Raw genomic sequence first — 23,896 nt, forward strand, 5'->3', positions numbered from 1 at the left:
CCGGCCGTCGCCCGTTGATCAGATGCTGATGCTATTCGGGATCTGCGACGGCAGCTGGAAGGGGTATTCCACCGGGCGCAGGCGGTTGCGCCCGCGGATCTCGCGCTCGGCCAGGGCCAGGTCCGTCTGGAGGTCCGCCACGAGCGGGCCCACACGCGGATCCTGGAAGTACGGGTTGCGCGGGTTGTGCTCGTAGTGGCCGAAGGTGTCGTACTGCACGCCGGAGAGCAGGTACTCGAAGGAGAAGGTGTACAGCGACACGTCCAGCGGCGGGTACCAGCGGATGCAGTCCTGCTCGCTGGCCACGACGGTGCTGCGCGCCGGCGCGGGATCGTAGAGCGTGCCGGCCACCGCGGGCATGTAGGACATCAGCGGGTACTGCGCGTAGTTGACGGACGCGTGCTGCGGGCCGGCCACGTAGATGATCTGCGCCACCACCTCGATGAGGTAGGCCAGGCTCTCGATGCGCCAGGGCCGCTTCTTGTCGCCGGTGGCCTTGAGGCCGCGCATGCCCTTGAAGCCCGCGAACTGCGGCGCCGTCATCTCGTGGATCCAGTTCTGCAGCTCGTAGTCCCCCGCCACCTCCGCATCGCTCGTGTAGTAGAGGCGCAGGTAGCGGTCGACGAAGCGGTGCGTCGCCTGCCACAGGAGCATCGTGTCGTCGCGGAAGGGGAACTGGGGCAGGCCGTCCACGCCGCGCAGGCGGAAGAGGCGCTCGGGGTGGTTGTCGTCCCAGCGGTAGGCCTGGTGCGCCTGCGCCAGCACGCCCAGCGTGCACTCGATGGCCGGGCCGACATTCGTCGCCACCACGCCGCCCGGGATGATGAGGCTGTGGATGGCGGAGTCGTTGATGTTGATGGTGAAGCGGAAATGCGGCGCGAGCAGCTTCAGGATCGGGTGCCCCTCGGCCAGCTGCCGGTGGGCGGCGACGACGATGGGCTCGATGATGAGGTGGCAGGCGCCCAGGTGGGCGATGGCCTCGTGCTGGATGGCCGCGGCCACGTTCACGAAGTACTTCGCGATGCGCCACTTGAAGCCCTGGGCGTCGTTGGCGTTCCCGGCGTCATGCGGGGTGTAGATGGGCGCGGTCTCGGCATCGTGCTGCTGCGCGAGCTGCACGGCAATCGGCTGCAGCACGCCGTCGGGCAGCGCCGGGTAGCCGGCCGGCGGCGTGGTGTTCCAGAAGAAGAGCGCGATGGGCGCGGCCATGTAGCGCTGCTCGCCGTGCAGTGGATCGGCCCAGGCGCCGTTGAGCAGCGCGTAGTCGCACACGAAGAGGCGCCCCTGCTCCGCGGCCTGCGCCAGCGTCAGGCCGGCCTGGCCGGTCTCCTTCTGCAGCATCGCGTCCGTGACCGGCATCTTGGCCAGCAGATCGGCCAGGGGCATCTTCTGGATGCCTTCCATGGGGTCGTCCACGTCCGGCGCGACCGGCGCCGGCACCACGGCGCGCAGCATCGCCGTGTTGTAGCCGGCCGTCTGCAGCCAGCCGAAGAACCAGTCCTGCTGGCAGGGCTTGCCCTGGCCCTGGGGCATCCAGGGCTGCTCCTGGATGGACAGCATCAACGGCGTGGGCAGGCTCACGAAAAGGCGCTCGTAGTCCTCGATGCCCTGGGCCTGCAGGTAGTTGCGGCCGGGCTCCTCGCTGAGCATGTCGAAGAGCGTGGATTTCAGGAAGGCCGTGGGGCCGTTTTCCAGGAACTCCTTGAAGACCGCCTCGAGGCCGACGGCCATCTTGGCCAGGTCCTTGGGCAGGTTCTGCAGGCTCTCCAGTGCCGAGGGCAGCGCGGCGATCGCCTCGTAGAAGGCCTTCAGCTCCTCCAGGTCCCGCAGCGGGTGCAGCAGGCTGAAGTCCTTGCTGAGCTTCTCGTAGGTCTCCTCCACGCGACGCAGCGCGGCGGTGGGCACGTCGGCCAGCAGCTCCCGCTCCAGCAGCATCATCACGACGCGCTTGAAGTTGTCCGTCAGCTCCAGGAAGACCTGCACCACCTGCGCCTCGTAGTCGACGCTGAACTTCTCGCTGTCCGGCAGGTCGGCCGACAGCGGCACGCCTTCCAGGTAGCTCTGCATGTAGTTGTACTGCGTGCGGGCGATGGAGAGCTGGAAGGCGCGTGCCTTCTGCGCCTCGGCGTCATGGTGCTGCGGCAGGCTCGGCACCTGGGCCGGGTTGGCGTTGCTGGCGGGGGTCTGGAAGAGGCTCATCGGAGTCGTCTCGCTGATGCGGCGGCTCACGAGTCGGGGACTGCTCACTCGTGCGCGCCGGGCGGGTTGTTTTGGGGCGCGCACTGCCAACTGCCTGGCGCGGGTGGCACGGAAGTTACCACTGCGCGAGGGCGTCTCAGGGGAGAAAAAATCCGGAGAGACAGGGGTGATCCGTCATTGGTGCAACGGGCCGGTCCGGTGCTCGACCCACGCTTCCTTCGGGTCAGGCGGCCCTCGAAATCCGCATTTTTCTGATGGCCTGCGCCCCCGTGCTGCGATACGGTGGCTGCCATGCGGGTCGGCCCGCACCGGGAGGAAACCCATGAAGACACGTCAAGCGCAGGCGGCGGCAACGGCGCGGGAGCCGGCCGCCGCCCCCACGGCCCAGCCCCGGGCGGCGATCGCGCCGCACACCGCAGGGGCGCTGCAGTCCGCCCTCCATGCATCGCCCCGCATGACGCTGCAACGACAGTCGATCCAGGCCGCGCGCCGCCCCGCCGTGCCCCTCGAGTCCGGGCAGGCCGTCCCGCCCCCGCAGGCACCGACGCCGGTCTCCGCCCCGCCCATCCAATGCACCCGAACCCGGTTCACCGGCGGCAAGACCCGCTATGCCAGCCGCACCGGCGGCCGGATCGGCAGTGTGTATGCACAAGATCCCGAGCACCAGGAGAACTACGGCCGCCGGATCCGGCTGATGCACAAGAGCGGCCCACACGTGTCGAAGCGAAGCAGCTACCGGCACGGACGCGGGGACGCGATCCGTCCGCTGAACGCCGGGCAGGTCAATCGACGCGGCGAGCGCCTTGTCGAGAGCCGCACCGTCGACGGGCCCATCACGCACACCTCGCGAGGCAGCCTGGGGCACATGCAGCCCCTGAACGACGAGCAGGCCGTCGCGCTGTACAGGCTCGCCCGGCGCTCCGACGATGCGCGCCCGTCACGCGACGCGTACGAGAATCAGCCGCAGGCCTACCGGCAGGCCAAGGCCGACCATGCCGACGAATACAACGACCGCATGTGGAACCTGCTGATGGAGGACCGCTTCCAGGACCACGAACTCGGCATGGAGGCACGGGCCCTGCATGAATCCGGCTACGACGGCGACGATGAATCCGATTGATCCCTGACCCGGCCCATCGCCTCGCCCGATCCCGATCCCGGCCGCGCGATCGGCGCGGGGCCGGCTGGCGTGCGACGTCCTGATCGCCCGTCAGCTCGCCCGCTTCAGCAACGCCAGCGTCGGCCGCAGCCGCGGCGCCACCACCGGCACCGTCAGCATCGTGCTTCCCACCGCCATCAGCAGCAGCGCGGTGAAGGTCTCGGCGGTGATGATCTGCTTGTCCAGCAACACGTTGGCGAAGATGATCATGATCAGCGCCTTGGTTTGCAGCAGCCAGCCGATGATGCTGGCCTCGCCGGGAGGCCAGCGCAGGATCCGACCGGCGATCCGCAGGCCCAGGAGCTTGCCGGCCACGGAGGCCGCCAGCAGCAGCGCGGCCACGCCGAAGACCGCATAGCCGCCCATCTGCCAGTTGGTGCGCAGCCCCGTGGAGAGGAAGAACACCGGCATCAGCACCATCAGCACGTGGTGGCGCAGCAGGTCCATGTGGTCCTGGTTGAACCAGTCCGCGTCCATCACGGCCCCGGCGAGGAAGGCGCCGACCATGAAGTGCAGGCCGGACCAGTCGGCCCCGAAGGACACGATCGCCAGCCAGATCAGGCTCACGAACCAGCGGTCGCGCTCGGGCAGGCGCCGCATCAGCGCGCGCAGGCCCCAGGTCGCCACCGCGAAGGCCAGCAGGAACAGGCCCTGCCGACCCACGCGCGTCCAGTCCATGAGGATCAGCGCCAGCACGCCCCAGATGGCGATGTCGTCGAGGCTGGCATAGCGCAGGATGCGCTGGCCCAGCGGCTGGCGAAGGATCTCCAGCTTCTCCATCAGCAGGATGAGGATGGGCAGCGCCGTCACCGCGCAGGACATGCCCACGCCCAGCACGAACTGCCAGGTCTCGGCCTTCGCCCCCATCCAGCCACCGCCGAGCAGGCCCAGGCCCACGAGACTGCCCGCGATCAGCGGCGTGCCCAGCGCCAGACCGGCCGTGATGCCACTCTCCACGCGATGGATCCAGGCCTTCTTCAGATCCAGCTCGATGCCGGCGATCCACACGAAGAGCATCACCGCCCACCAGGCCACGCCGTTGAGGGACTGCACCACCGGCGCACTGAACACGAACTGGTAGTAGTCCGGAAACGCGCGGCCCAGCACGCCCGGCCCGAGCACGATGCCCGTGAGGATCTGGACGACGACCAGCGGGGCCCAGTAGTCGGTGCGCCCCAGCCGCCAGATCAGGTAGGGCACCGTGAAGATGATCGTCATCGCGATCAGGAAGACTTCGGTCGTGTTCATCGGCGCATGATGCCCGCCCCGCCCCGCCCGGCGCAGCAGGGCTCACCCGGAGGCCATGCATCTTGAAACCCGATGAAACCGGGCGCGCCAGTCCGCTAGTGCAGGTCGTCCCAGGCCGGCACCAGGGAGATCACGGCCAGCAGCACGGCGATGGGGATGGTGAAGCCGTAGCCGATGGCCTTGAAGCCGTAGGCCCCCGAGACGCCGCCCACGAGAAAGGCCGCCAGCAGGCCGCCGAGCACCTTGAGGCGGTCGCGGTCCGCACGGACGGGGTTGGGCAGCGCGGGGTCGGCATTCCAGTACACGAGCTTGCCGAGCTCGATGCCGAGGTCCGTCACGATGCCCGTCATGTGCGTCGTGCGGATGACCGCGCCGGACAGCTTGGTCACGACCGCGTTCTGCAGGCCCATGATGAAGCACAGCAGGATCACGGTGAAGGGCAGCAGCAGGCCCTCAAAGGCGGCCAGGCGCGCGCCCAGGAGGCCGAAGCCCAGGATGAGCACCGACTCCAGCAGCAGCGGCAGGGCATATTCGCTGGCCAGGGCCCGTCGCCGCGCAAAGTTGACGAGGATGCCGCTGCACATCGCCCCCAGCAGGAAGGACAGCACGCCGATGACGCCGTCCACGACCAGGTCCAGCTGCCCCAGCGCCAGGTTGTCCGCCACCGCGGACACGATGCCCGTGACGTGCGAGGTGTACTGACGCACCGCGAGATAGCCCCCGGCGTTGATGGCCCCCGCGACCAGGGCCAGCAGCCAGCCCAGCTGGCGGTTGGCGGCAACGGTGCGGTGGCGCCCGATCAGGAATCTGGCGTAGTGGGTGGGCATGCGCGAGGCGTTCGAAAGGGGGCGTGCAGACCGCATTTGACCACTGACGCGCCAGGCGTCGTCGCCAGGCGCCCGGCCGTCACGGCTTCGGCGCCGGCCGCGACTGGGTCCGTTTCAGGTCGGCGTGCTGCGCCTCGCGCAACTGCCGGGCGTAGGCACCCCACTCCGACACGTAGCGGTCGAAGTCCGCCAGGCTGAGCCTGAGCACGCTGAAGGTCGACGCCCCCTTGCCCAGCAGCACCTCCACGCCCGACCGGCAATGCCGGTGGCCCGGCAGGTCCTGCTGGTAGCTGACGACGGGATAGGCGGCGGGCCAGCACTTGCTGACGCTGTTGGGGGAGCTCCAGTCCTTCAGCGCCGCCCAGTGCAGCTCGTGGAGGCCGCCCTCGCTGGGCAGGGCCGGGCCGTACTTCTGGACCATCTCGGCCCGCGCGGCCGACACCGCCCTCGGCTTGTCCAGCGTCTCTTCGCGGGCAATCACCAGGGCCTTGCCCGTGAGTGGCCCGAAGCCGATGCCGATGGCGGCCTGGCGCTCGCCCTGCGGGCTCCGCCGGACGTAGAAGACCTCGGCGACATGCGCCGGCATGCCCGCCGCCGCTGGCAATGTCTTGCGACTGAGCAGCACATAGCCGAGCGCGCGGGTGATGCTGTCGACCTCGTCGGCGGACTGCCCCACTGCCAGGCCCAGGGTCTCCAGCGTGCGAGGCGCGGCCTGCGCCCCGGCCAGCCCCGGAGACGCGGCAAACAAGCAGGCAAGCACGACGGCAGCAGCGGACGGATGGCGCATGGAGGACCCCAAACTGGTGGCAAGCCATGGCTGCGGATGGCCATGTCGCGCCGATTGTGGGCACACTCGCGAAGCACCATCGGCCCTTGTTGTAAGGGCCTGTATCCGTTCTCAAAGCCGCGGCCGGATCCGCCGCCCCGGCCAATCAGGGCAGGCGCATCAGCCCCACGTCCGCCCGCCCGCTGGCGGCGGTGATAAGCCCCAGCACGCGGGTGTGCTCGCCCGTCACCAGGTCCCAGCGCAGGCGCCAGGCCCAGTTGCCGCCAAGGATGCCCGGCACGTTCATGCGGTGCTCGCCACCCAGGCCCAGCACATCCTGCATGGGGAAGACGGCCATAGTGGCGACGGAGTTGCAGCAGGCACGGATCATGGCCCAGTGCACGTCGTGCTCGCCGCAGGCCAGGTAGGCGCCGGCGAAGGCGCGCTCGCGGGCGCTGGCGTTGCGCCACCAGCCCAGCACGGTGTCGTTGTCGTGCGTGCCGGTGTAGGCCACGGCGGCGCGCGGCCACATCTGCGGCAGGAACTCGTGCGTGCCGTCGCCGCCGAAGCCGAACTGCAGGATCTTCATGCCGGGGAAGCCGCAGGCGTCGCGCAGCTGGTGCACATCCTCGGTGATGAAGCCCAGGTCCTCGGCCACGATGGGCAGCGGGCCCAGGGCCTGCTCGATGGCATCGAACAAGGCCTGGCCGGGGCCGGTGCGCCACACGCCCTGCTTGGCGTCGGGGCTGCTGCCGGGGATCTCGTAGTAGCCGGCGAAGCCGCGGAAGTGGTCGATGCGGAAGACGTCGGCACTGCTCAGCGCGCGACGCACGCGGGCCGTCCACCAGGCATAGCCTTCGGCGGCCATGCGGTCCCAGCGGTACAGCGGATTGCCCCAGCGCTGGCCCTCGGCGGAGAGCGCATCGGGCGGCACGCCGGCCACGGTGACGGTCTGGAACTGCGCGTCAAGGTCGTAGAGGTCCGGGCGGGCCCAGCAGTCGGCGCTGTCGTGGGCGACGAAGATGGGCAGGTCGCCCATGATGCGCACGCCGCGCTCGTTGGCGTAGCGCTTCAGACCGGCGACCTGCCAGTCGAAGCACCACTGCACGAAGCACCAGAAGGCGATCTCGGCGGCGTGCTCACGGCGTGCGGCGGCGAGGGCCGCGGTTTCACGGCGTGCCAGGTCTTGCGGCCACAGCCACCAGGGCTGACCGCCGCGCGGGCTGCGGATGGCCATGAAGAGCGCGTAGTCGTCCAGCCAGTCGGCCTGTGCGGCGCACCAGGCCGCGAACTCGGCCCGCTCGGCCGCCGTCGCCTTCGCCCGGAAGCCGGCCTCGGCGAGGCGCAGTTGCTGTTCACGCCAGGGCAGCACGCGGCCGTAGTCGACGCGCGCGGCGTCGAAGCCTTCGGGCGGCAGCTGCGGCGCACTCGTCCAGCCCTTCTCGACCAAGGGCTCGAAGGCCACCATCCAGGGGCTGCCGGCAAAGGCCGAGACGCCCTGGTAGGGGCTGTCACCCGGGCCGATGGGCGTCGAGGGCAGCCATTGCCACAGCCCCTGGCCGGCGGACTGCAGCCAGTCCACATAGCGGTAGGCATCGGGGCCGAAGTCGCCCATGCCGTGCGGGCCGGGCAGCGAGGTGATGTGCAGCAGCACACCGGCGAGGCGTTGGTTCAGGTCCATGCGCGCAAGTCTCGTACAAATGGGAGGGAAATGGAGGGTGAGGCGCTCACCGGCTCAGGGCGCCTGTGACTGCAGCAGCCAGACGCTGTGCGCCGGCACCTCGAGGGCGAGATCCAGGGACAGCGCCTGCACCGCGGGGCGGCCGTCGGCCTGGCTGCTGTCGAGCAGCAGACGCCAGTGCGTGCCGCGGCACTCGGCCGGCGCCTGGAAACGCAGTGGCTGCGGCTCCGGGTTGAAGAGCAGCGCCAGCGGCGGGGACTCGCCAGCCGGCAGGGAGGAGATCACGCAGGCCAGGGCCTGCTCGTGGCCGAGGTGCCAGTCCTGCACCTGCATCTCGTGACCGTGCGGCGAGAACCAGCGCAGCTGCGCATCCCCCGGCTGGGCGCAGGCGCCCTGCCCGGCCGACACGAACCAGCGCTCGTGCCGCAGCAGCGGCTGCGCGCGGCGCAGGGCGCTCACGCGGGCCACGAAGGCCTGCAGCGCGGCGCTGTCGTGGTGCCAGTCCAGCCAGCCCAGCGGGTTGTCCTGGCAGTAGGCGTTGTTGTTGCCCTGCTGCGTGTTGGCCAGCTCGTCGCCCGCATTGAGCATGGGCGTGCCCTGGGCCAGCAGCAGCGTGGCCAGCATGGCGCGGCGCAGGCGCTCGCGCGTGGCCTGCACGTCGGCAGGGGCCCCCTCGCCCTCATGGCCGAAATGGTGGGCCAGCTCGCCGTCGCGGCCGTCGCGGTTGTCCTCGCCGTTGGCCTGGTTGTGCTTGCCGCTGTAGCTCAGCAGGTCGTGCAGGGTGTAGCCGTCATGCACGGCGATGAAGTTGACCGAGGCCGTGGGCAGGCGCTGCGCATGGTGGAACACATCGCTCGACGCGCTGAAGCGGCGGGCGAACTCGCCGCGGCTGATGGCGTGCCCCAGGCGCGGCTGCGTGGCCGCCGGGCCGATCCAGTAGCCGCGCACGGCGTCGCGGAACTTGTCGTTCCACTCCATGAAGCGACCGGGGAAGCGGCCCAGCTGGTAGCCGTCATAGCCCGCATCCCAGGGCTCGGCGATCAGGTGGACGCCCGCCAGCACCGGGTCCTGGCGAAGCGCCGTGAAGAAGGCGGCGTGCGGATCGAAGCCATGCGCGACGCGCCCCAGCACCGGCGCGAGGTCGAAGCGGAAGCCGTCCACGCCCATCTCCTGCACCCAGAAGCGCAGCGAATCGAGCACGAACTGCGCCACGCGCGGATGCTGCGCATTCAGGGTGTTGCCGCAGCCCGTGAGGTTCTCGGCGCGGCTCGCGTCGTCGGGCACGTGGCGGTAGTAGCTGCGGTTGTCCAGCCCGCGCCACGAGAGCGTCGGACCGAACTCGTTGCCCTCCGGCGTGTGGTTGTAGACGACGTCCAGCACCACCTCCAGCCCCGCGGCATGCAGGGCTTCGACCATGGCGCGGAACTCCGCCGCCACCCGGGCCGGATCATGGCGCACCGCGCTGCTGGCCAGGCGCGGATCCGGCGCGAAGAAGCCCAGCGTGTTGTAGCCCCAGTAGTTGTGCAGGCCCTTGTCGCCCAGGTGCGGCTCGTCGATGGCGTAGTGCACCGGCAGCAGCGAGAGCGTGCTCACCCCCAGGCGCTGGAAATGGGCGATGGCCGCCGGATGCGCCAGCGCCGCGTAGCTGCCGCGCAGGGCTTCGGGGATGTCGGGGTGCTGCGCCGAGAAGCCCTTCACATGGACCTCGTACAGCAGCAGATCGGCGGCCGCGTGCCGCGGCGCGGAGGCCCGCGGGCTCGGCTGCAGCGCCGGCGCCGCCACGCGGGCCTTCAGCGCGTGCAGGGCGTTGTCCCGCACATCCAGGCTGCGTGCGCCGTCCGGATGGCCCAGCTCGTAGCCGTGGTGCTCGGCGCGCCAGGCGAAGCGACCGACGATCTCGCGGGCGTAGGGGTCGAGCAGCAGCTTGTGCGCATTGAAGCGGTGCCCCCGCTCGGGCGCATACGGCCCGTGCGCCCGCAAGCCGTAGACAAGACCTGGCCCCACGCCGGGCAGGAAGCCATGGAAGACGCCGTCGTGCGGGCCGTGCAGACGGTAGCGACGCAACTCGCGCTGGCCGTCGGCATCGAACACGCACAGCTCGAGGGCCTCGGCATGCTCGGAGAACACGGCGACGTTGACGCCGCCGTCGCGGGCCTGGGTGCCCAGGGGCTCGGTGCGGCCCGGCAGCAGCGGGTCCGGCAGGGACAGGAAGGCGTCAGGCATGGTCGTCGGACTCGGGCACTAGAAACAGGGTGGCCAGCGGCGGCAGGTGCAGGCGCAGCGCGCCGCCGGACTCGGCCAGCAGCGCGGCCGCATTGCCGTCGTTGCTGCCGCCGTAGTGGGTCGAATCGGTGTTCAGGCGCTCGCGCCAGCGGCTGCCCTGCAGCGCCGGCGGGAGCGGGATGGCGTAGCCGGGACGCGGCACCGGCGTGAAGTTGCAGACCACCAGCGTCCGCTCGCCGCCCGGCTCCTGGCGCAGCCACGCGAAGACGGAATGGTCGCGGTCCTCGCTCACCAGCCACTGGAAGCCCGCGGCCTCGCAGTCCTGGCGGTGCAGGCTCGGGCGCTCGCGGTAGAGGCGGTTGAGGTCGCGGATGAGCACCTGCACGCCCGCGTGGGCCGGCGCGTCGAGCAGCGCCCAGGGCAGCTCGCCGTCGTGGTTCCACTCGGTGTCCTGGGCGAACTCCTGGCCCATGAACAGCAGCTTCTTGCCCGGGTGGCCCCACATGAAGCCGTAGTAGGCGCGCAGGTTGGCGAAGCGCTGCCAGGGGTCGCCGGGCATCTTGCCCAGCATCGAGCCCTTGCCATGCACCACCTCGTCATGCGAGATCGGCAGCACGAAGTTCTCGCTGAAGGCATACACGAGGCCGAAGCTCATCTTCTCGTGGTGCCACTTGCGATGGATGGGGTCCTCGTGCATGTAGCGCAGGGTGTCGTTCATCCAGCCCATGTTCCATTTGTAGTGGAAGCCCAGGCCGCCGGCCGAGGTGGGCGCACTGACGCCGGGAAAGCTGGTCGATTCCTCCGCCACGGTGATGCCGCCGGGCGCCTCGGCGCCGATCACCTCGTTCATGCGGCGCAGGAAGGCGATGGCCTCGAGGTTCTCGCGGCCGCCGTGCACATTGGGCACCCACTCGCCGGGCGGGCGGGAGTAGTCGCGGTAGAGCATGGAGGCCACGGCGTCCACGCGCAGGCCGTCCACGCCCCACTGCTCCAGCCAGTACAGCGCATTGCCGACCAGAAACTGCTGGGTCTCGAGGCGGCCGAAGTGGTAGATCAGCGTGTTCCAGTCGCGGTGGAAGCCCTCACGCGGGTCGGCGTACTCGTAGAGGTGCGTGCCGTCGAACTGCACGAGCCCGTGGGCATCCGCCGGGAAATGCGCCGGCACCCAGTCCAGCAGCACGCCCAGCCCCTGCGCATGGCAGGCGGCCACGAAGCGCGCCAGGCCGCGCGGGTCGCCCAGGCGCGCGGTGGGCGCGTAGAGGCCCAGGGTCTGGTAGCCCCAGGAGCCGTCGAAGGGATGCTCGGCGATGGGCAGCAGCTCGATGTGCGTGAACCCCAGCCCCGCGGCATAGCCCGGCAGCGTGGCGGCCAGGGTGTCCCAGTCCACGAAGTCCGAGGCGCCCCCGCCCGGCGGACGGCGCCAGGACGGCGCATGGACCTCGTAGATGCTGATCGGGGCATCACGCCGGTTCACCGGGCGGCGGTCCACGGGCAGGCGCATCTGAGGCGGCTCGGGGCAGACGACGCTGGCGGTGTCCGGCCGGAACTGGGCCTGGCGGGCGTAGGGATCGGCCTTGCGCAAGACCTGACCCTCGGCGCCCAGGATCTCGAACTGGTAGAGGTCTCCCGCCTGCACCGCCGGGATGAACAGCTCCCACACGCCGGCCTCGTGGCGCCGCCGCATGGGATGGCGCCGTCCGTCCCACTGGTTGAAGCCCCCCACCACGCTGACCCGGCGCGCATTCGGCGCCCAGACGGCGAAGCGCGTGCCGGCCACACCGTCCACGCGCGCCAGGTGCGCGCCCAGCACCCGCCAAGGCCGCAGATGACGCCCTGCCGAGAGCGGCTCCAGGTCCTCCGAAGCGAGCTGCGGGCCGAAGGCGTAGGGATCGTCCATCACCTGCCACGGACCGTCCGGCGACCACTGCACCGAGAGCCGGTAGGCGAAGGCCTTGCGGCGGCGCGGGACGATGACCTCGAAGAACAGGCCCGGCTCGCGCACCTCCATCCGGCACAGCGCGCGGCCGGAGCCGGCATCCAGCACCTGCACGGCCTGTGCGCCCGGCAGGCAGGCGCGCAGCCACAGCCGCCCCTCGGCGTCCGCGTGCTGCCCCAGCACGGCGAAGGGGTCGCCATGCCGGGCTTGCGCCAGGGCCTGCCAGGTGCCGTCGTCGAGCATGCCGCCGCTCGCCACGCCGCGCGTCAGGCCTTCAGCGAGGCGGGCGACCACACCCGCTCGACGTACTCGGCGATGGTGCGGTCCGACGAGAACCAGCCCATGCCCGCCACGTTGCGCACGGTCTGCTCGCCCCAGGCCTGCGGGTCACGGTAGACCGCATCGACCTTCAGCTGCGTGGCCACGTAGTCGGTGAAGTCGGCCATCAACAGGTAGGGATCGGCGCCCAGCAGCTTGTCGACCAGCGGCTTGTAGCGCGCCGTGTCACCGCCGCAGAAGTCACCGTCCGCGATGGCGCGGATCACGGCCTGCAGCTGGCGGTTCTGCTCGACGTACAGGCGCGGGTCGTAGCCCAGGCTCTTGAGACCGGCCACGGCCTCGGTGCGCAGGCCGAAGACGAACATCTGGTCCACGCCCATGTGCTCGGCCATCTCGATGTTGGCGCCGTCCCAGGTGCCGATCGTCAGCGCACCGTTGAGGGCGAACTTCATGTTGCCGGTGCCCGAGGCCTCGGTGCCCGCGGTGGAAATCTGTTCCGAGAGGTCCGCCGCCGGGATGATGGTCTCGGCCAGCGAGACGCCGTAGTTGGGCAGGAAGACCAGCTTGAGCCGGTCACCCACGCGCGGGTCGCTGTTGACCACCCGGCCGATGTCGTGGGCCAGCTGGATGATCAGCTTGGCCATGTGATAGGCCGAGGCCGCCTTGCCGGCGATCACGACCGTGCGAGGCACCCAGCCGCGGCCGTCCACCCCGTCCGGATTCGCGACGATGGCCTGGTAGCGGGCGATGACGTGCAGCAGGTTCAGCAGCTGGCGCTTGTACTCGTGGATGCGCTTGATCTGCACATCGAAGAGGCTGTCCACACTGACGGTGAGGCCCAGTTCGCGGCGGATGCGGTCCGCCAGGCGCTGCTTGTTGGCGCGCTTCACGGTGCGGAAGCTGGCGATGAGACCGGCATCCTTGGCATGGGCCGACAGCTGCTGCAGCTGCGACAGGTCCTGGCGCCAGGCGGTGCCGATCTGGCCGTCGATCACCGCGGACAGCGCCGGGTTCGCCTGCTGCAGCCAGCGGCGGGGCGTGACGCCGTTGGTCACGTTGTGGAAGCGATCGGGGAAGATGCGGGCGTAGTCGGCGAAGATGGTCTGCACCATCAGGTCCGAGTGCAGGGCCGCCACGCCGTTGACGCGGTGCGAGGCCACGATGGACAGCGCGGCCATGCGTACGCGGCGCTCGCCGCCGTAGTTGCCACCATTCGTGCCGCCCTCGTCGATCAGCGAGACGCGCGCGGTCAGCCCATCGTCGCCGGGGAAGCGCTGGCGCAGTTCCTGCAGGAAGCGGTGGTTGATCTCGTAGATGATCTCGAGATGGCGCGGCAGCAGGGCCTCGAACATGCGCACGGGCCACGTCTCCAGGGCCTCGGGCATCAGCGTGTGGTTGGTGTACGAGACGGCCTGGCGCGTGAGGGTCCAGGCCTCGTCCCAGGGCAGGCCGTGCTCGTCCAGCAGCAGACGCATCAGCTCGGCCGGGGCCAGCGCGGGGTGCGTGTCGTTGAGATGGATGGCGTTGAGCGTGCCCAGCGTCTGCAGCGGGCGGCCCTCGCGCAGGTGGCGCTCGATGAGGTCCTGCAGCGAGGCGCTGACGAGGAAGGCTTCCTGCTTGAGGCGCAGCTCGCGGCCGGCCTCGGTGGAGTCATCCGGGTACAGCACCCAGTTCAACGCGTCGGCCGCGACCTGGCGGCTCGCGGCATGACTGTAGTCGCCGCGGCAGAAGGCCTGGAAATCGATGGTCTCGGCGGCCTGGGCATGCCACTGGCGCAGGGTCGAGACCCGCTCGCTGTGGTGCGCGGGCACGATGAAGTCATAGGCCTGGGCCACGAGCACCTCGGCCGGCACCCACTGGCGCGACCCGGTGGCATCGACCACGACGCGGCCACCGAAGCCCACGCGGTAGCGCAGCTCGGGGCGCGGCAGCTCCCACGGATTGCCCAGGCGCAGCCAGTCGTCGGGGGACTCGACCTGGCGTCCGTCCTGGATGCCCTGGGCGAACATGCCGTACTGGTAGCGCAGACCGTAGCCGAAGGATGGGAGACCCAGCTCGGCGAAGGAGTCGAGGAAGCAGGCGGCGAGGCGGCCGAGCCCGCCATTGCCCAGCGCGGCATCGGGCTCGCGCTCCAGCACGCCGGAGAGGTCCTGGCCTTGCGCCTGCAGCTGCGCCTGCAGCACGCCATCGAGGCGCAGCGCGGCCAGGGCGTTGCTCAGGGCGCGGCCCATCAGGAATTCCATCGAGAGGTAGTGCACGCGGCGGCAGCCGGCGTCGTCACCGCGCCGCGCATCGGCCGCCTGCGTCTGCGCCCAGCGGCGGGCGAGCAGCTCGCGGCTGGCTGCGGCCGCGGCGCGCATCAGCTCGTCGCGACCGGGCGCGGCGCCGACCAGCGCGCGCTGCTGCAGTTCACGTTGAAGGGCAGCCTCGAAGGCGGCCTGCAGGGGAGTGGAAGCGGATTCGGAGTTCATGGCACCTCGCGCCGTGGAACGGGCCGCGTTGAGAAGCGTGGACAGCATGGGCAATCATCCAGAGAGAGCGCGGCCCGGCGGCCCGCCCTCGGCAGTCGGCCGCCGGACCCCGGTTCGGGCCCCTCGGCACATCGGACACACAGCCCACACGGACCGGACGTGTGAGCGCGACGATGAAAGTATCGCCCAGCTCGCTGATTTTGTGTAGTTTCACTACAGCGGGTTAACCCGAACTGAAAGTTAAGTGCTTGATTTTCAATGGTTGCGTGACCAGCAATCAGGTTCACCCACGTTGTAAGACTACATTTTGAACTGTATATTCTCTACAAACGAGGTCCTCGGCACCGCCCGGACCACCCCATGAGCGAGACAAGCCGACCGGCGCCAGCCGGCTGGCGGAGGTAGACAAGTGGCGAGCGTGTTGCTGCAGTCCGTGGCCAAGGCCTACGGCGAGACCCAAATCCTGCATGGCATCGACCTGGAGATCCGCGACGGCGAGTTCATGGTCTTCGTCGGGCCCTCCGGCTGCGGCAAGTCCACCCTGCTGCGCTCCATTGCCGGCCTGGAGGACATCACCGGCGGCGAGCTGCGCATCGGCGGCCGCCTGGTCAATGACGTGCCGCCGGCCGAGCGCGGCATCGCGATGGTGTTCCAGTCGTATGCGCTCTACCCGCACATGAACCTGTACGACAACATGGCCTTCGGCCTCCAGCTGGCCAAGGTGCCCAAGGCCGAGATCGACACGGCCGTGCGCCATGCCGCGCGCATCCTGCACATCGAGCACCTGCTGGAGCGCAAGCCCAAGGACCTCTCGGGCGGCCAGCGCCAGCGCGTGGCCATCGGCCGCGCCATCGTGCGCAAGCCCGAGGTCTTCCTCTTCGACGAGCCGCTCTCCAACCTCGATGCCGCCTTGCGCGTGCGCATGCGCTATGAGTTCGCGAAGCTGCACGAGGAGCTCAAGACCACCATGGTCTACGTGACGCACGACCAGGTGGAGGCCATGACGCTGGCGGACCGCATCGTGGTGCTGCAGGCCGGCCGCATCGAGCAGGTCGGCACGCCGCTGGAGCTGTACGAGCACCCGCGCAACCTCTTCGTGGCCGGCTTCATCGGCAGCCCCAAGATGAACTTCATCGCCGGCGAGCTGGCCGCGATCGAGGCCGGCCACGCCGATGTGCGTCTCGCCGGCGGCCTGCTCATGCGCACGCTCGTGGATGCGGGCCGCGTCCGCGTGGGCGACAAGGTCACGCTGGGCATCCGCCCCGAGCACATCCGCACCGAGGGCGAGGGCAACCAGCTGCAGACGACGGTCACCTTCGTCGAGTCCCTCGGCGGCACGACCTTCGCCTACTGCCCCTTCCCCGGCATCGAGGAGGCGCTGACCTGCCAGTTCGCCGGACGCAACGGCTGCGACCGCCTGCGCAGCGGGGACCAGCTCCAGCTGCACTTCCCGCCCGAGGCGCTGTACCTGTTCGACGCCGAGGGTCAGGCCTTGCGCCGCCTCGCCGCGCCGGAGCTCGGGGCATGAGGGCCGCCCGCAACGCCGCGGCCGCCCTGGCGCTGCTCGCGAGCGCCCTCGCCCAGGCCGCGCCGACGCCCACGCTGCTCGTCTGGATCAACGGCGACAAGGCCTACAACGGCCTGCAGAAGGTCGGCCACGCCTTCGAGAAGCTCTCGGGCGTGAAGGTCGTCGTCGAGCATCCCGTCGACGCGACGGACAAGTTCCAGCAGGCCGCCGGCGCCGGCAAGGGCCCGGACATCTTCTGCTGGCCCCACGACCGCGTGGGCGAATGGGCCAAGGCCGGCCTGCTCACACCGCTGCGCCCCTCCCCCGCCCTGCGCGCCGAAATCGAGGACACCGCCTGGCGCGCCTTCAGCTACCAGGGCCGGACCTGGGGCTACCCGATCGCCATCGAGACCACCGGCCTCATCTACAACAAGAGCCTGGTGCCCGTGCCACCCAGGACCTTCGACGAGGTGATCCAGCTGGACCGCAAGCTCCAGGGCCAGGGCAAGCGCGCCATCCTGTGGCACTACAACAAGAGCTTCTTCAGCTGGCCCGTGCTGGCCGGCGCCGGCGGGCAGATCTTCGGACGCGATGCGCGCGGGGACTTCGACGCCGGGCAGGTCGGCGTCAACAACGAGGGCGCGCTGGCCGGTGCGCAGATGATCGACCGCCTGGTGCGCGAGGGCCACATGCCCAAGGGCGCCAACTACGCCGAGATGGAAAGCGGCTTCGCCCGCGGCGAGGTGGCGATGATGATCTCCGGCCCCTGGGCCTGGGAGAACGCCCGGCGCGCGCGCATCGACTTCGGCGTGGCGCCCATCCCCGCGGTCAGGCCGGGACAGTACTCCAAGCCCTTCGTGGGCGTGCTGGGCTGCATGATCGCCGCGCCCTCCCGGCAGAAGGACCTGGCCCGCGAGTTCCTGGAGCAGCACCTGCTGCGCCCCGAGGCCCTCAAGGTGCTCGATGCCGACGTGCCCATCGGTGTGCCCGCCAACAAGGCCTTCTATGCCGAGCTCTCGGTCAATCCGCTGATCAAGGCCAGCATGGAGAACGCCCGCCTCGGCGAGCCCATTCCCAACATCCCCGAGGTGGGCCGCTTCTGGACCGCCATGGACGCCGCGCTGGAGGCCATCAGCAATGGTCTGCAGAGCCCGAAGGACGCGCTCGACGGCGCCGCCGCCCGCATGCTCCTGAAGAAGTGAGCCGCCCATGAACGCTTCGCCCTCCCTCGCCCCCTCGCCGCTCGCCGCGGCCTACAGCACCCTGCCGCCCTCGCTCGGGAGCCGCCTCCTCGCCGCCCTGCGCTGGCCCGCCGTGGCCGCCCTGGCGCTGGGCGCGCTGTACCTCGTCTTCTCCATCTACGCCGCGGGCCAGACCGCCTGGGCGGCCGGCGCACTCGCGCTGTTCGGCGGCGCCTTCTACGCCTACCTGCGGGCGGGATTCGCCTGGCGCTACCTCTTCCCCGGCGTGGCCGGCATGGCCGTGTTCATCGCCTTTCCGCTGCTCTACACGGCGCAGATCGGCTTCACCAACTACTCGTCGGCTCACCTGCTGAGCCAGGAACGCGTGCGGGCCTATCTGCTGGACCAGCACGACGTGATCGAGGCGGGCGCCATGGGCTTCAGCCTGCACGCCGACGGGCCGGAGTTCCGCGTCGTGCTCAACGAGGCCGGCACGGCGCAGCCGCGCTATGTATCCCCGCCGCTGGCGCTCAAGAAGACGCGCGAGCCGCTGAAGGTCACGATGCTCGCGGCCCGGGAGGAGCACCTGCCGCTGCAAAGCGCACTGCAGCCCGCGCTGCCGCTGCGCGAGCTCGTGCAGCACCGCGAGGCGCTCGCACAACTGCAGCTGCTGCTGCCCGATCGCAGCGGCCCCGAGGCGCAGCTGCGCTACCTGGGCCTGCGCGAGTACGGCCCCGTCTCGCCGCACTACGTGGAGCAGCCCGACGGCAGCCTGCTGCGCGCGGCGGACGGCCAGCGCTTCGCGCCGGACGGCAAGCTCGGTTACTACCGCAGCCAGGACGGCGCCGGCGGCGAGATCCTGCAGCCCGGCTACAAGGTCCTCGTGGGCCTGCAGAACTACAGCCGCATGCTCTTCGATGCCGAGTTCCGCGGCCCCTTTGTCAGCATCTTCATCTGGACGGTGCTGTTCTCGCTGGCCACCGTGGCGGGCGCCACCTTCATCGGCATGTTCCTGGCCGTGCTGCTGAACTGGGAGGACCTCAAGGGCCGCACCGCCTACCGCACCCTGCTCTTCCTGCCCTACGCGGTGCCGGGCTTCATCTCCATCCTCGTCTTCAAGGGCCTGTTCAACCAGAACTTCGGCGAGATCAACGCCATCCTCGACGCCCTCTTCGGCGTGAAGCCCGCCTGGTTCGCCGACCCGCTGCTGGCCAAGGTGATGCTGCTGATCGTGAACATCTGGCTGGGCTACCCCTACATCATGATCCTGTGCTCGGGCCTGCTGAAGGCGATCCCGGCGGACCTGTACGAGGCCTCGGCCATCGTGGGCGCGGGGCCATGGACCAACTTCTGGCGCATCACCGCGCCGCTGATCGTGAAGCCGCTGTCGCCCCTGCTCATCAGCGCCTTCGCCTTCAACTTCAACAACTTCGTGCTGATCGCCCTGCTGACCGACGGCCGGCCGGACTTCCTCTCGACCAAGCTGCCGGCCGGGCAGACGGACATCCTCGTGTCCTACACCTACCGCATCGCCTTCCGCGACTCGGGCTCGGACTTCGGCCTCGCGGCGGCGATCTCCACGCTGATCTTCTTCCTGGTGGCGGCGATGTCGCTGCTGAACCTCCGTCTCATGCGCAAGGCACAGAGCTAAGGACACCCCATGGCCATCGTTCGAGGCAAGCAAGCCCGCTGGCGCGTCGGCGCCGCCCATGCCCTGCTGTGGGTGTTCCTGGCATTGACGCTGTTCCCGCTGCTGGCGGTGGTGTCCATCTCGCTGCGGCCCGGCAACTTCGCCACCGGCAGCCTGATTCCCGCCGAGGTCAGCCTGGAGCACTGGAAGCTCGCGCTGGGCATCCCCTACCAGGGCCCGGACGGCGCGCTCGTGCAGCCGCCCTTCCCCGTGCTCACCTGGCTGTGGAACTCGATCAAGGTCGCGACGATCTCGGCCTTCGCCATCGTGGCCATCTCCACCACCGCGGCCTATGCCTTCGCGCGCCTGAGGTTCCCCTTCAAGACAGGCATCCTGAACAGCATGCTGCTGCTGCAGATGTTCCCGCCGGTGCTGGCCCTGGTGGCGCTCTATGCCATCTTCGAGACCATCGGCACGCAGGTGCCGGTGCTGGGCCTCGAGACGCACGCCGGCCTGGTGCTGGCCTACCTCGGCGGCGTGGCCACGCACATCTGGACGATCAAGGGCTACTTCGAGACCATCCCGAGCGAGATCGAGGAGAACGCCAAGGTCGATGGTGCCTCGCACTGGCAGGCCTTCCGCCGCGTGCTGCTGCCGATGGCCGTGCCCATCCTGATGGTCGTCTTCGTGCTGGCCTTCATCGGGACCATCATCGAGTACCCGGTGGCCTCCGTCCTGCTGCGCGAGGAGGGCAACCTCACGCTGGCCGTGGGCTCGAAGTACTTCCTGCACGACCAGCGTTTCCTGTGGGGCGACTTCGCCGCGGCCGCCGTGCTCTCGGGCCTGCCGATCACGCTCGTGTTCCTGCTGGCGCAGCGCTGGATCGTCTCGGGCCTCACGGCCGGCGGCGTGAAGGGATGAGGCGCGCCCGCCGCCTGCTCGCCGCCGGGCTGCTCGGACTGCTCGGGCTGCCGGCCGTGGCCCGGCCCTGCGCGCCGGCCCCTTTCGGCGACACCGTGCTCTACCTGCGCGGCCCGCTCAACAACTGGGCGGCCCAGGACGAGCAGGCCTTTGAGTACCGCTGCGACGCCTACTACCTCAACCTGCGCGCGCAAGGGCCGCAGGAGTTCAAGGTGGCCGACGAGGACTGGACGCCCGAGCGCACCTGGGGCGCCGACGCCCAGGGTCGCCTGGCACGCGGCGCCGCGGCCCTCGGCAACGTCCGCCTGGATCTGCGCGGGGCCCACACGCTGCGCCTGCGCTTCGAGGCCTCGGGAGCGACGCGACTCGAGCTCGGACCGCTGTCCTTCAAGCCCACGCCGCCTCGCCCGATCACCGACGAAGCTGCCCTGAGCACCCACTTCGACTCTCGCCACGCCGAGTCCAAGACGCCCTTCGGTGCCCAGCCGCAAGGCACCGAGATCCGCTTCGCGCTGGCCAGCACCCGTCCGGGCCTGCTGCGCGCCACGCTCGTGCTGGAGCGGCGCCATCTGAGCGGCAACCAGGAGCAGCTGAGCTACGAACCGCTGCAGCGCATCGCCATGACGCCCGAGGGCCACGGTCTCGGCACCGCCTTCAACACCACCGTCCGCTTCGACGAGGTCGGCATCTTCGGCTACTGGTTCGAGCTGGAGACGCAGCAAGGCCGCTACGCCCTGCAGAACAACAGGGACACGGTCCACTGGACGCGTGAGAAGGGCAGCCTGGGCCCGGCGGTGGTCGAGCGCCTGCCGTCGGACGCCCGCCGCATCCGCCGCTACCGGCAGACCATCCATGCACGCGACTTCGCCGTGCCAGCCTGGGCGCATGACGCCGTCTACTACGCCATCTTCCCGGAGCGCTTCAGGAACGGCGACCCGTCCAACGACCCACGCCCCGGCGGCGGGCGCGTGCAGGACCGCTACCAGGGCCACGACGTCGAGCGACACGCCCGCTGGATCGACAAGCCCTACAAGCCCGGCAGCGGTGACGGCTCCGATGCCGTCTACAACAACGACTTCTTCGGCGGCGACCTCGCCGGCATCATCGAGAAGCTCGACGACATCCGCGCGCTCGGGGTCAACACGATCTATCTGACGCCCATCTTCCGCGCGGCCAGCAACCACAAGTACGACACGGCCGACTACACCGAGGTCGACCCGGCCCTCGGCAGCAACGCCGACTTCGAGCGGCTCTGCGCCGAAGCCGCGAAGCGCGGCCTGCGGGTGCTGCCGGACACCTCCCTGAACCACGTCGGCGCCGACTCGCGCTACTTCGACCGCTTCGCCCGCCACACCCCGGCGGAGCGCCCCGGCGCCTTCCGCGGCGGCCGCATCCAGCCGGGCTCGCCCTATGCGGACTGGTTCAGCTTCGACCCCGGCCAGGCCGCGCCGGACCGCCAGTTCAAGGGCTGGGTCGGCGTGACGGACCTGCCGGAGATCGACAAGGGCAGCCGCGCCTTCCGCGACTTCGCCTACGGCCCGGGCGGCGTCATGCAGCAGTGGCTGGACCGCGGCGCGGCCGGTTGGCGCATGGACGTCGCGCCCTGGGTGCCGGATGATTTCTGGCGCGAATGGCGCCGCGCCATCAAGGCGCATCGGCCCGATGCGATCACGATCGCCGAGACCTGGTTCGACGCCAGCAAGTACTTCCTGGGCGACACCTTCGACGGCACGATGAACTACATCTTCCGCAGCGCGGCGCTGGACTTCGCCGCCGGCGGCGATGCGAGGCGGCTGGCCGCGCATCTCGAGTTCATGCGCGAGTCCTACCCCGCGCAGGCCCTGCTGGCCAACATGAACCTGCTCTCCAGCCACGACCAGCCGCGCGCGCTGCACGCCCTGGGCGAGCGCGAAGACAGCCCCGCCAGCGCCCGCCGGCTGGCGCGGCAACGCCTGCGCCTGGCCTGGCTGCTGCAGGTGACGGCGCCCGGCGCGCCGAGCCTCTACTACGGTGACGAGGTGGGCGTGAGCGGCGGCGACGATCCCTTCAACCGGGCCCCCTACCCGTGGGCGGACGCGGGCGGCGCGCCCGACGAAGCCCTGCGCGCCGACTGGCGCCGCCTCGCGGCCCTGCGCCAGCAGCATCCCGTGCTGCGCCACGGCCTGCCGGACGCCCCGCTTGTCGCCACGGCACAGCTGCTCGCCCTGCCCCGCCGCCTGGGCGACGCCCGGGCGCTGACGGTGCTCAGCAATGCGCCCGGCGTCACCCGCGCCAGCCTCCCCCTGGGCCCCGAATGGCCCGTCCGCTGGCGCGACGCCCTCAGCGGCGAACGCTTCGTGGCCGATCAGGGCCGCCTGCTCCTGCCCCTGCCCGCCCTCGGCGGGCGCCTCCTGGTGAACGAATGACGCCTGCCTCTCCCCGTCCTGCGCCTCCGCGCGACTTCGGCCAGACCGGCCTGCAGGTCAGCGCGCTGGGCTTTGGCGCCATGCACCTCAACGACGAGCGCACCAGTGATGCCGAGGCCGGCGCCCTGCTCAACGCCGTGCTGGACCTGGGCGTCACGCTCATCGACACGGCGCGCTCCTACGGCCTGTCCGAGGCGCGCATCGGCCGCCATCTCGCGCACCGTCGCCAGGAGTTCCTGCTGTCCACCAAGCTGGGCTATGGCGTGGACGGCGTGCCGGACTGGACCCACGACTGCATCGTCCAGGGCGTGGAGCGCGCCCTGCGGCTGATGCGCACGGACGTCATCGACATCGCGCACCTGCATTCCTGCCCGCTGGAGACGCTGCAGCGTGGCGACGTGGTCCGGGCTCTGGACGACTGCCGCCGCGCCGGCAAGATCCGCGTCGCGGCCTACTCGGGCGAGAACGCCGAGCTGGACCTCGCCCTGGCCGATCCGGTGTTCGGCGCCGTGCAGACCTCGGTGAGCGTCTGCGACCAGGCCAATGTGCCGGACCGTCTGGACCGGGCTCGGGCGCGTGGCGTGGGCGTGATCGCCAAGCGGCCGCTGGCCGGCGCCATCTGGCGGCATGCGCAGCGGCCGGACGACTTTGCCGAGGGGCAGTACTGGGACCGCTGGCGGGCCCTGGATCTGGAGGCCCTGAGGCAAGACCTGGCCCCCGACATGGCCCCGGATGAGATGGCCTTGCGCTTCGTGGCCTGGCTGCCGGGGGTGAGCAGCGTCATCGCTGGCAGCCGGCGCCTTGAGAACGTCCAGCGCAACCTCGCCGCCGTGGCCCGCGGGCCCTTGCCGGCGCCGCTGCAGCAGGCGCTGCTGGCGCGATTCGTGCCGCACGCGGCGCAGTGGCACGGCGTGATCTGAGGGCGCGCGCCTCAGCCGATGTCTCGTCCCATGGCGCCCATGCCGCTGCGCGCGGCTGCCCGGTCTGCGGCATGGTGGGATGGCACGTGCAGGGCCGTGAGGTGCAGCCCCCAGCACACTGCCAGCGATTCCAGCAGCTGCGCCTCGCCCAGCAGCGCATCCGGCAGCAGCGCCACCGAGCGGCTCACGTGGACCTGGTAGAACGTATCGACCAGCCCGGGAATCTCGCTCGGGGCCGTTGCCACCTGCAGCTCCTCCAGCGTGAAGCGCATCTGCTGAGCCAGCCAGGCCAGGCGCTCGGCGCGGCCGCGGTCCAGCCCGGACAGCACCCACGTCACCGTGTACAGACCGCCCTGGACATAAGGAATCTGCCCCGCGGTGTCCGCCAGCGACGCCCACCGCGAAGACACCAGCTCATGCAAGGCGTCCCGCTCGTCCTCTCGCAGGCGACGCAGGTCGGGTTCAAAGGGCTCGTCAGTCATCGCAGTCACGAAGCAATTGAATTGTGAAGCCGGCCCACTTGGCGGGGCAGGCGGCTCGATG

At 70.3% G+C, this 23,896-nt stretch carries 16 protein-coding genes; 7 read left to right on the plus strand and 9 right to left on the minus strand.

Features of this window, described 5'->3' with window-relative positions; all coding sequences use genetic code 11:
- Positions 1-18 precede the first annotated feature (18 nt).
- Positions 19-2,247, minus strand: coding sequence for a lipoxygenase family protein (locus tag QRD43_RS19570; RefSeq protein ID WP_285984178.1), 2,229 nt, complete (start codon positions 2,245-2,247; stop codon positions 19-21).
- Positions 2,248-2,653: 406 nt separating this feature from the next.
- On the opposite strand from QRD43_RS19570, the gene QRD43_RS19575 reads away from it, so the two are divergent.
- Positions 2,654-3,319: a hypothetical protein gene (locus tag QRD43_RS19575; RefSeq protein ID WP_285984179.1), complete on the plus strand. Its 666-nt coding sequence runs from the start codon at positions 2,654-2,656 to the stop codon at positions 3,317-3,319.
- Positions 3,320-3,409: 90 nt separating this feature from the next.
- Here the strand turns inward: QRD43_RS19575 and QRD43_RS19580 are convergent, their stop codons facing one another.
- From QRD43_RS19580 to QRD43_RS19610, 7 genes are all read right to left on the minus strand, one after another.
- Positions 3,410-4,606 carry a cation:proton antiporter gene (locus tag QRD43_RS19580; protein ID WP_285984180.1) on the minus strand — a complete coding sequence of 399 codons (1,197 nt, stop codon included), beginning with the start codon at positions 4,604-4,606 and terminating at the stop codon, positions 3,410-3,412.
- Between the two features lie 95 nt (positions 4,607-4,701).
- Positions 4,702-5,433: a YoaK family protein gene (locus QRD43_RS19585; RefSeq protein ID WP_285984181.1), complete on the minus strand. Its 732-nt coding sequence runs from the start codon at positions 5,431-5,433 to the stop codon at positions 4,702-4,704.
- A 79-nt stretch (positions 5,434-5,512) separates the two neighbouring features.
- A complete protein-coding gene (locus QRD43_RS19590; protein WP_285984182.1) occupies positions 5,513-6,220 on the minus strand; it encodes a hypothetical protein in 708 nt (235 codons plus the stop codon).
- A gap of 145 nt (positions 6,221-6,365) precedes the next feature.
- Positions 6,366-7,880 carry a 4-alpha-glucanotransferase gene (gene malQ, locus QRD43_RS19595; protein ID WP_285984183.1) on the minus strand — a complete coding sequence of 505 codons (1,515 nt, stop codon included), beginning with the start codon at positions 7,878-7,880 and terminating at the stop codon, positions 6,366-6,368.
- A 54-nt stretch (positions 7,881-7,934) separates the two neighbouring features.
- Entirely contained in the window at positions 7,935-10,103 is a 2,169-nt protein-coding gene (glgX, locus tag QRD43_RS19600; RefSeq protein WP_285984184.1) for a glycogen debranching protein GlgX, read from the minus strand.
- Entirely contained in the window at positions 10,096-12,282 is a 2,187-nt protein-coding gene (gene glgB / locus QRD43_RS19605) for a 1,4-alpha-glucan branching protein GlgB (RefSeq protein WP_285984202.1), read from the minus strand. Before glgB ends, glgX begins: the two co-directional genes overlap by 8 nt.
- A 23-nt stretch (positions 12,283-12,305) precedes the next feature.
- Positions 12,306-14,837, minus strand: coding sequence for a glycogen/starch/alpha-glucan phosphorylase (locus QRD43_RS19610; RefSeq protein ID WP_285984185.1), 2,532 nt, complete (start codon positions 14,835-14,837; stop codon positions 12,306-12,308).
- A gap of 361 nt (positions 14,838-15,198) precedes the next feature.
- On the opposite strand from QRD43_RS19610, the gene QRD43_RS19615 reads away from it, so the two are divergent.
- Genes QRD43_RS19615 through QRD43_RS19640 form a run of 6 tightly spaced genes read left to right on the plus strand, consistent with a single transcriptional unit; the run spans position 15,199 to position 23,353 of the window.
- Complete coding sequence (locus tag QRD43_RS19615; protein ID WP_285984186.1) at positions 15,199-16,317, plus strand: ABC transporter ATP-binding protein; 1,119 nt, start codon at positions 15,199-15,201, stop codon at positions 16,315-16,317.
- Positions 16,314-17,498, plus strand: a complete 1,185-nt coding sequence (gene malE, locus QRD43_RS19620) for a maltose/maltodextrin ABC transporter substrate-binding protein MalE (RefSeq protein WP_285984187.1) — start codon at positions 16,314-16,316, stop codon at positions 17,496-17,498. The genes QRD43_RS19615 and malE overlap by 4 nt, the downstream gene beginning before the upstream one ends.
- Positions 17,499-17,505: 7 nt before the next feature.
- On the plus strand, positions 17,506-19,128 hold the full coding sequence (malF, locus tag QRD43_RS19625; RefSeq protein ID WP_285984188.1) for a maltose ABC transporter permease MalF: 1,623 nt from the start codon (positions 17,506-17,508) through the stop codon (positions 19,126-19,128).
- 9 nt (positions 19,129-19,137) lie between these two features.
- Complete coding sequence (gene malG, locus QRD43_RS19630) at positions 19,138-20,028, plus strand: maltose ABC transporter permease MalG (protein ID WP_285984189.1); 891 nt, start codon at positions 19,138-19,140, stop codon at positions 20,026-20,028.
- On the plus strand, positions 20,025-22,433 hold the full coding sequence (locus tag QRD43_RS19635) for a glycoside hydrolase family 13 protein (protein ID WP_285984190.1): 2,409 nt from the start codon (positions 20,025-20,027) through the stop codon (positions 22,431-22,433). Before malG ends, QRD43_RS19635 begins: the two co-directional genes overlap by 4 nt.
- Complete coding sequence (locus QRD43_RS19640) at positions 22,430-23,353, plus strand: aldo/keto reductase (RefSeq protein WP_285984191.1); 924 nt, start codon at positions 22,430-22,432, stop codon at positions 23,351-23,353. Before QRD43_RS19635 ends, QRD43_RS19640 begins: the two co-directional genes overlap by 4 nt.
- Before the next feature lie 11 nt (positions 23,354-23,364).
- Here QRD43_RS19640 and QRD43_RS19645 read toward each other — a convergent pair whose 3' ends face one another.
- The gene (locus tag QRD43_RS19645) at positions 23,365-23,844 is read right to left on the minus strand and encodes a hypothetical protein (RefSeq protein WP_285984192.1); all 480 of its coding nucleotides are present in this window, start codon (positions 23,842-23,844) and stop codon (positions 23,365-23,367) included.
- Positions 23,845-23,896: the final 52 nt, after the last annotated feature.

Source organism: Roseateles subflavus (assembly GCF_030285365.1).
Taxonomy (GTDB): Bacteria; Pseudomonadota; Gammaproteobacteria; order Burkholderiales; family Burkholderiaceae_C; genus Roseateles_B; species Roseateles_B subflavus.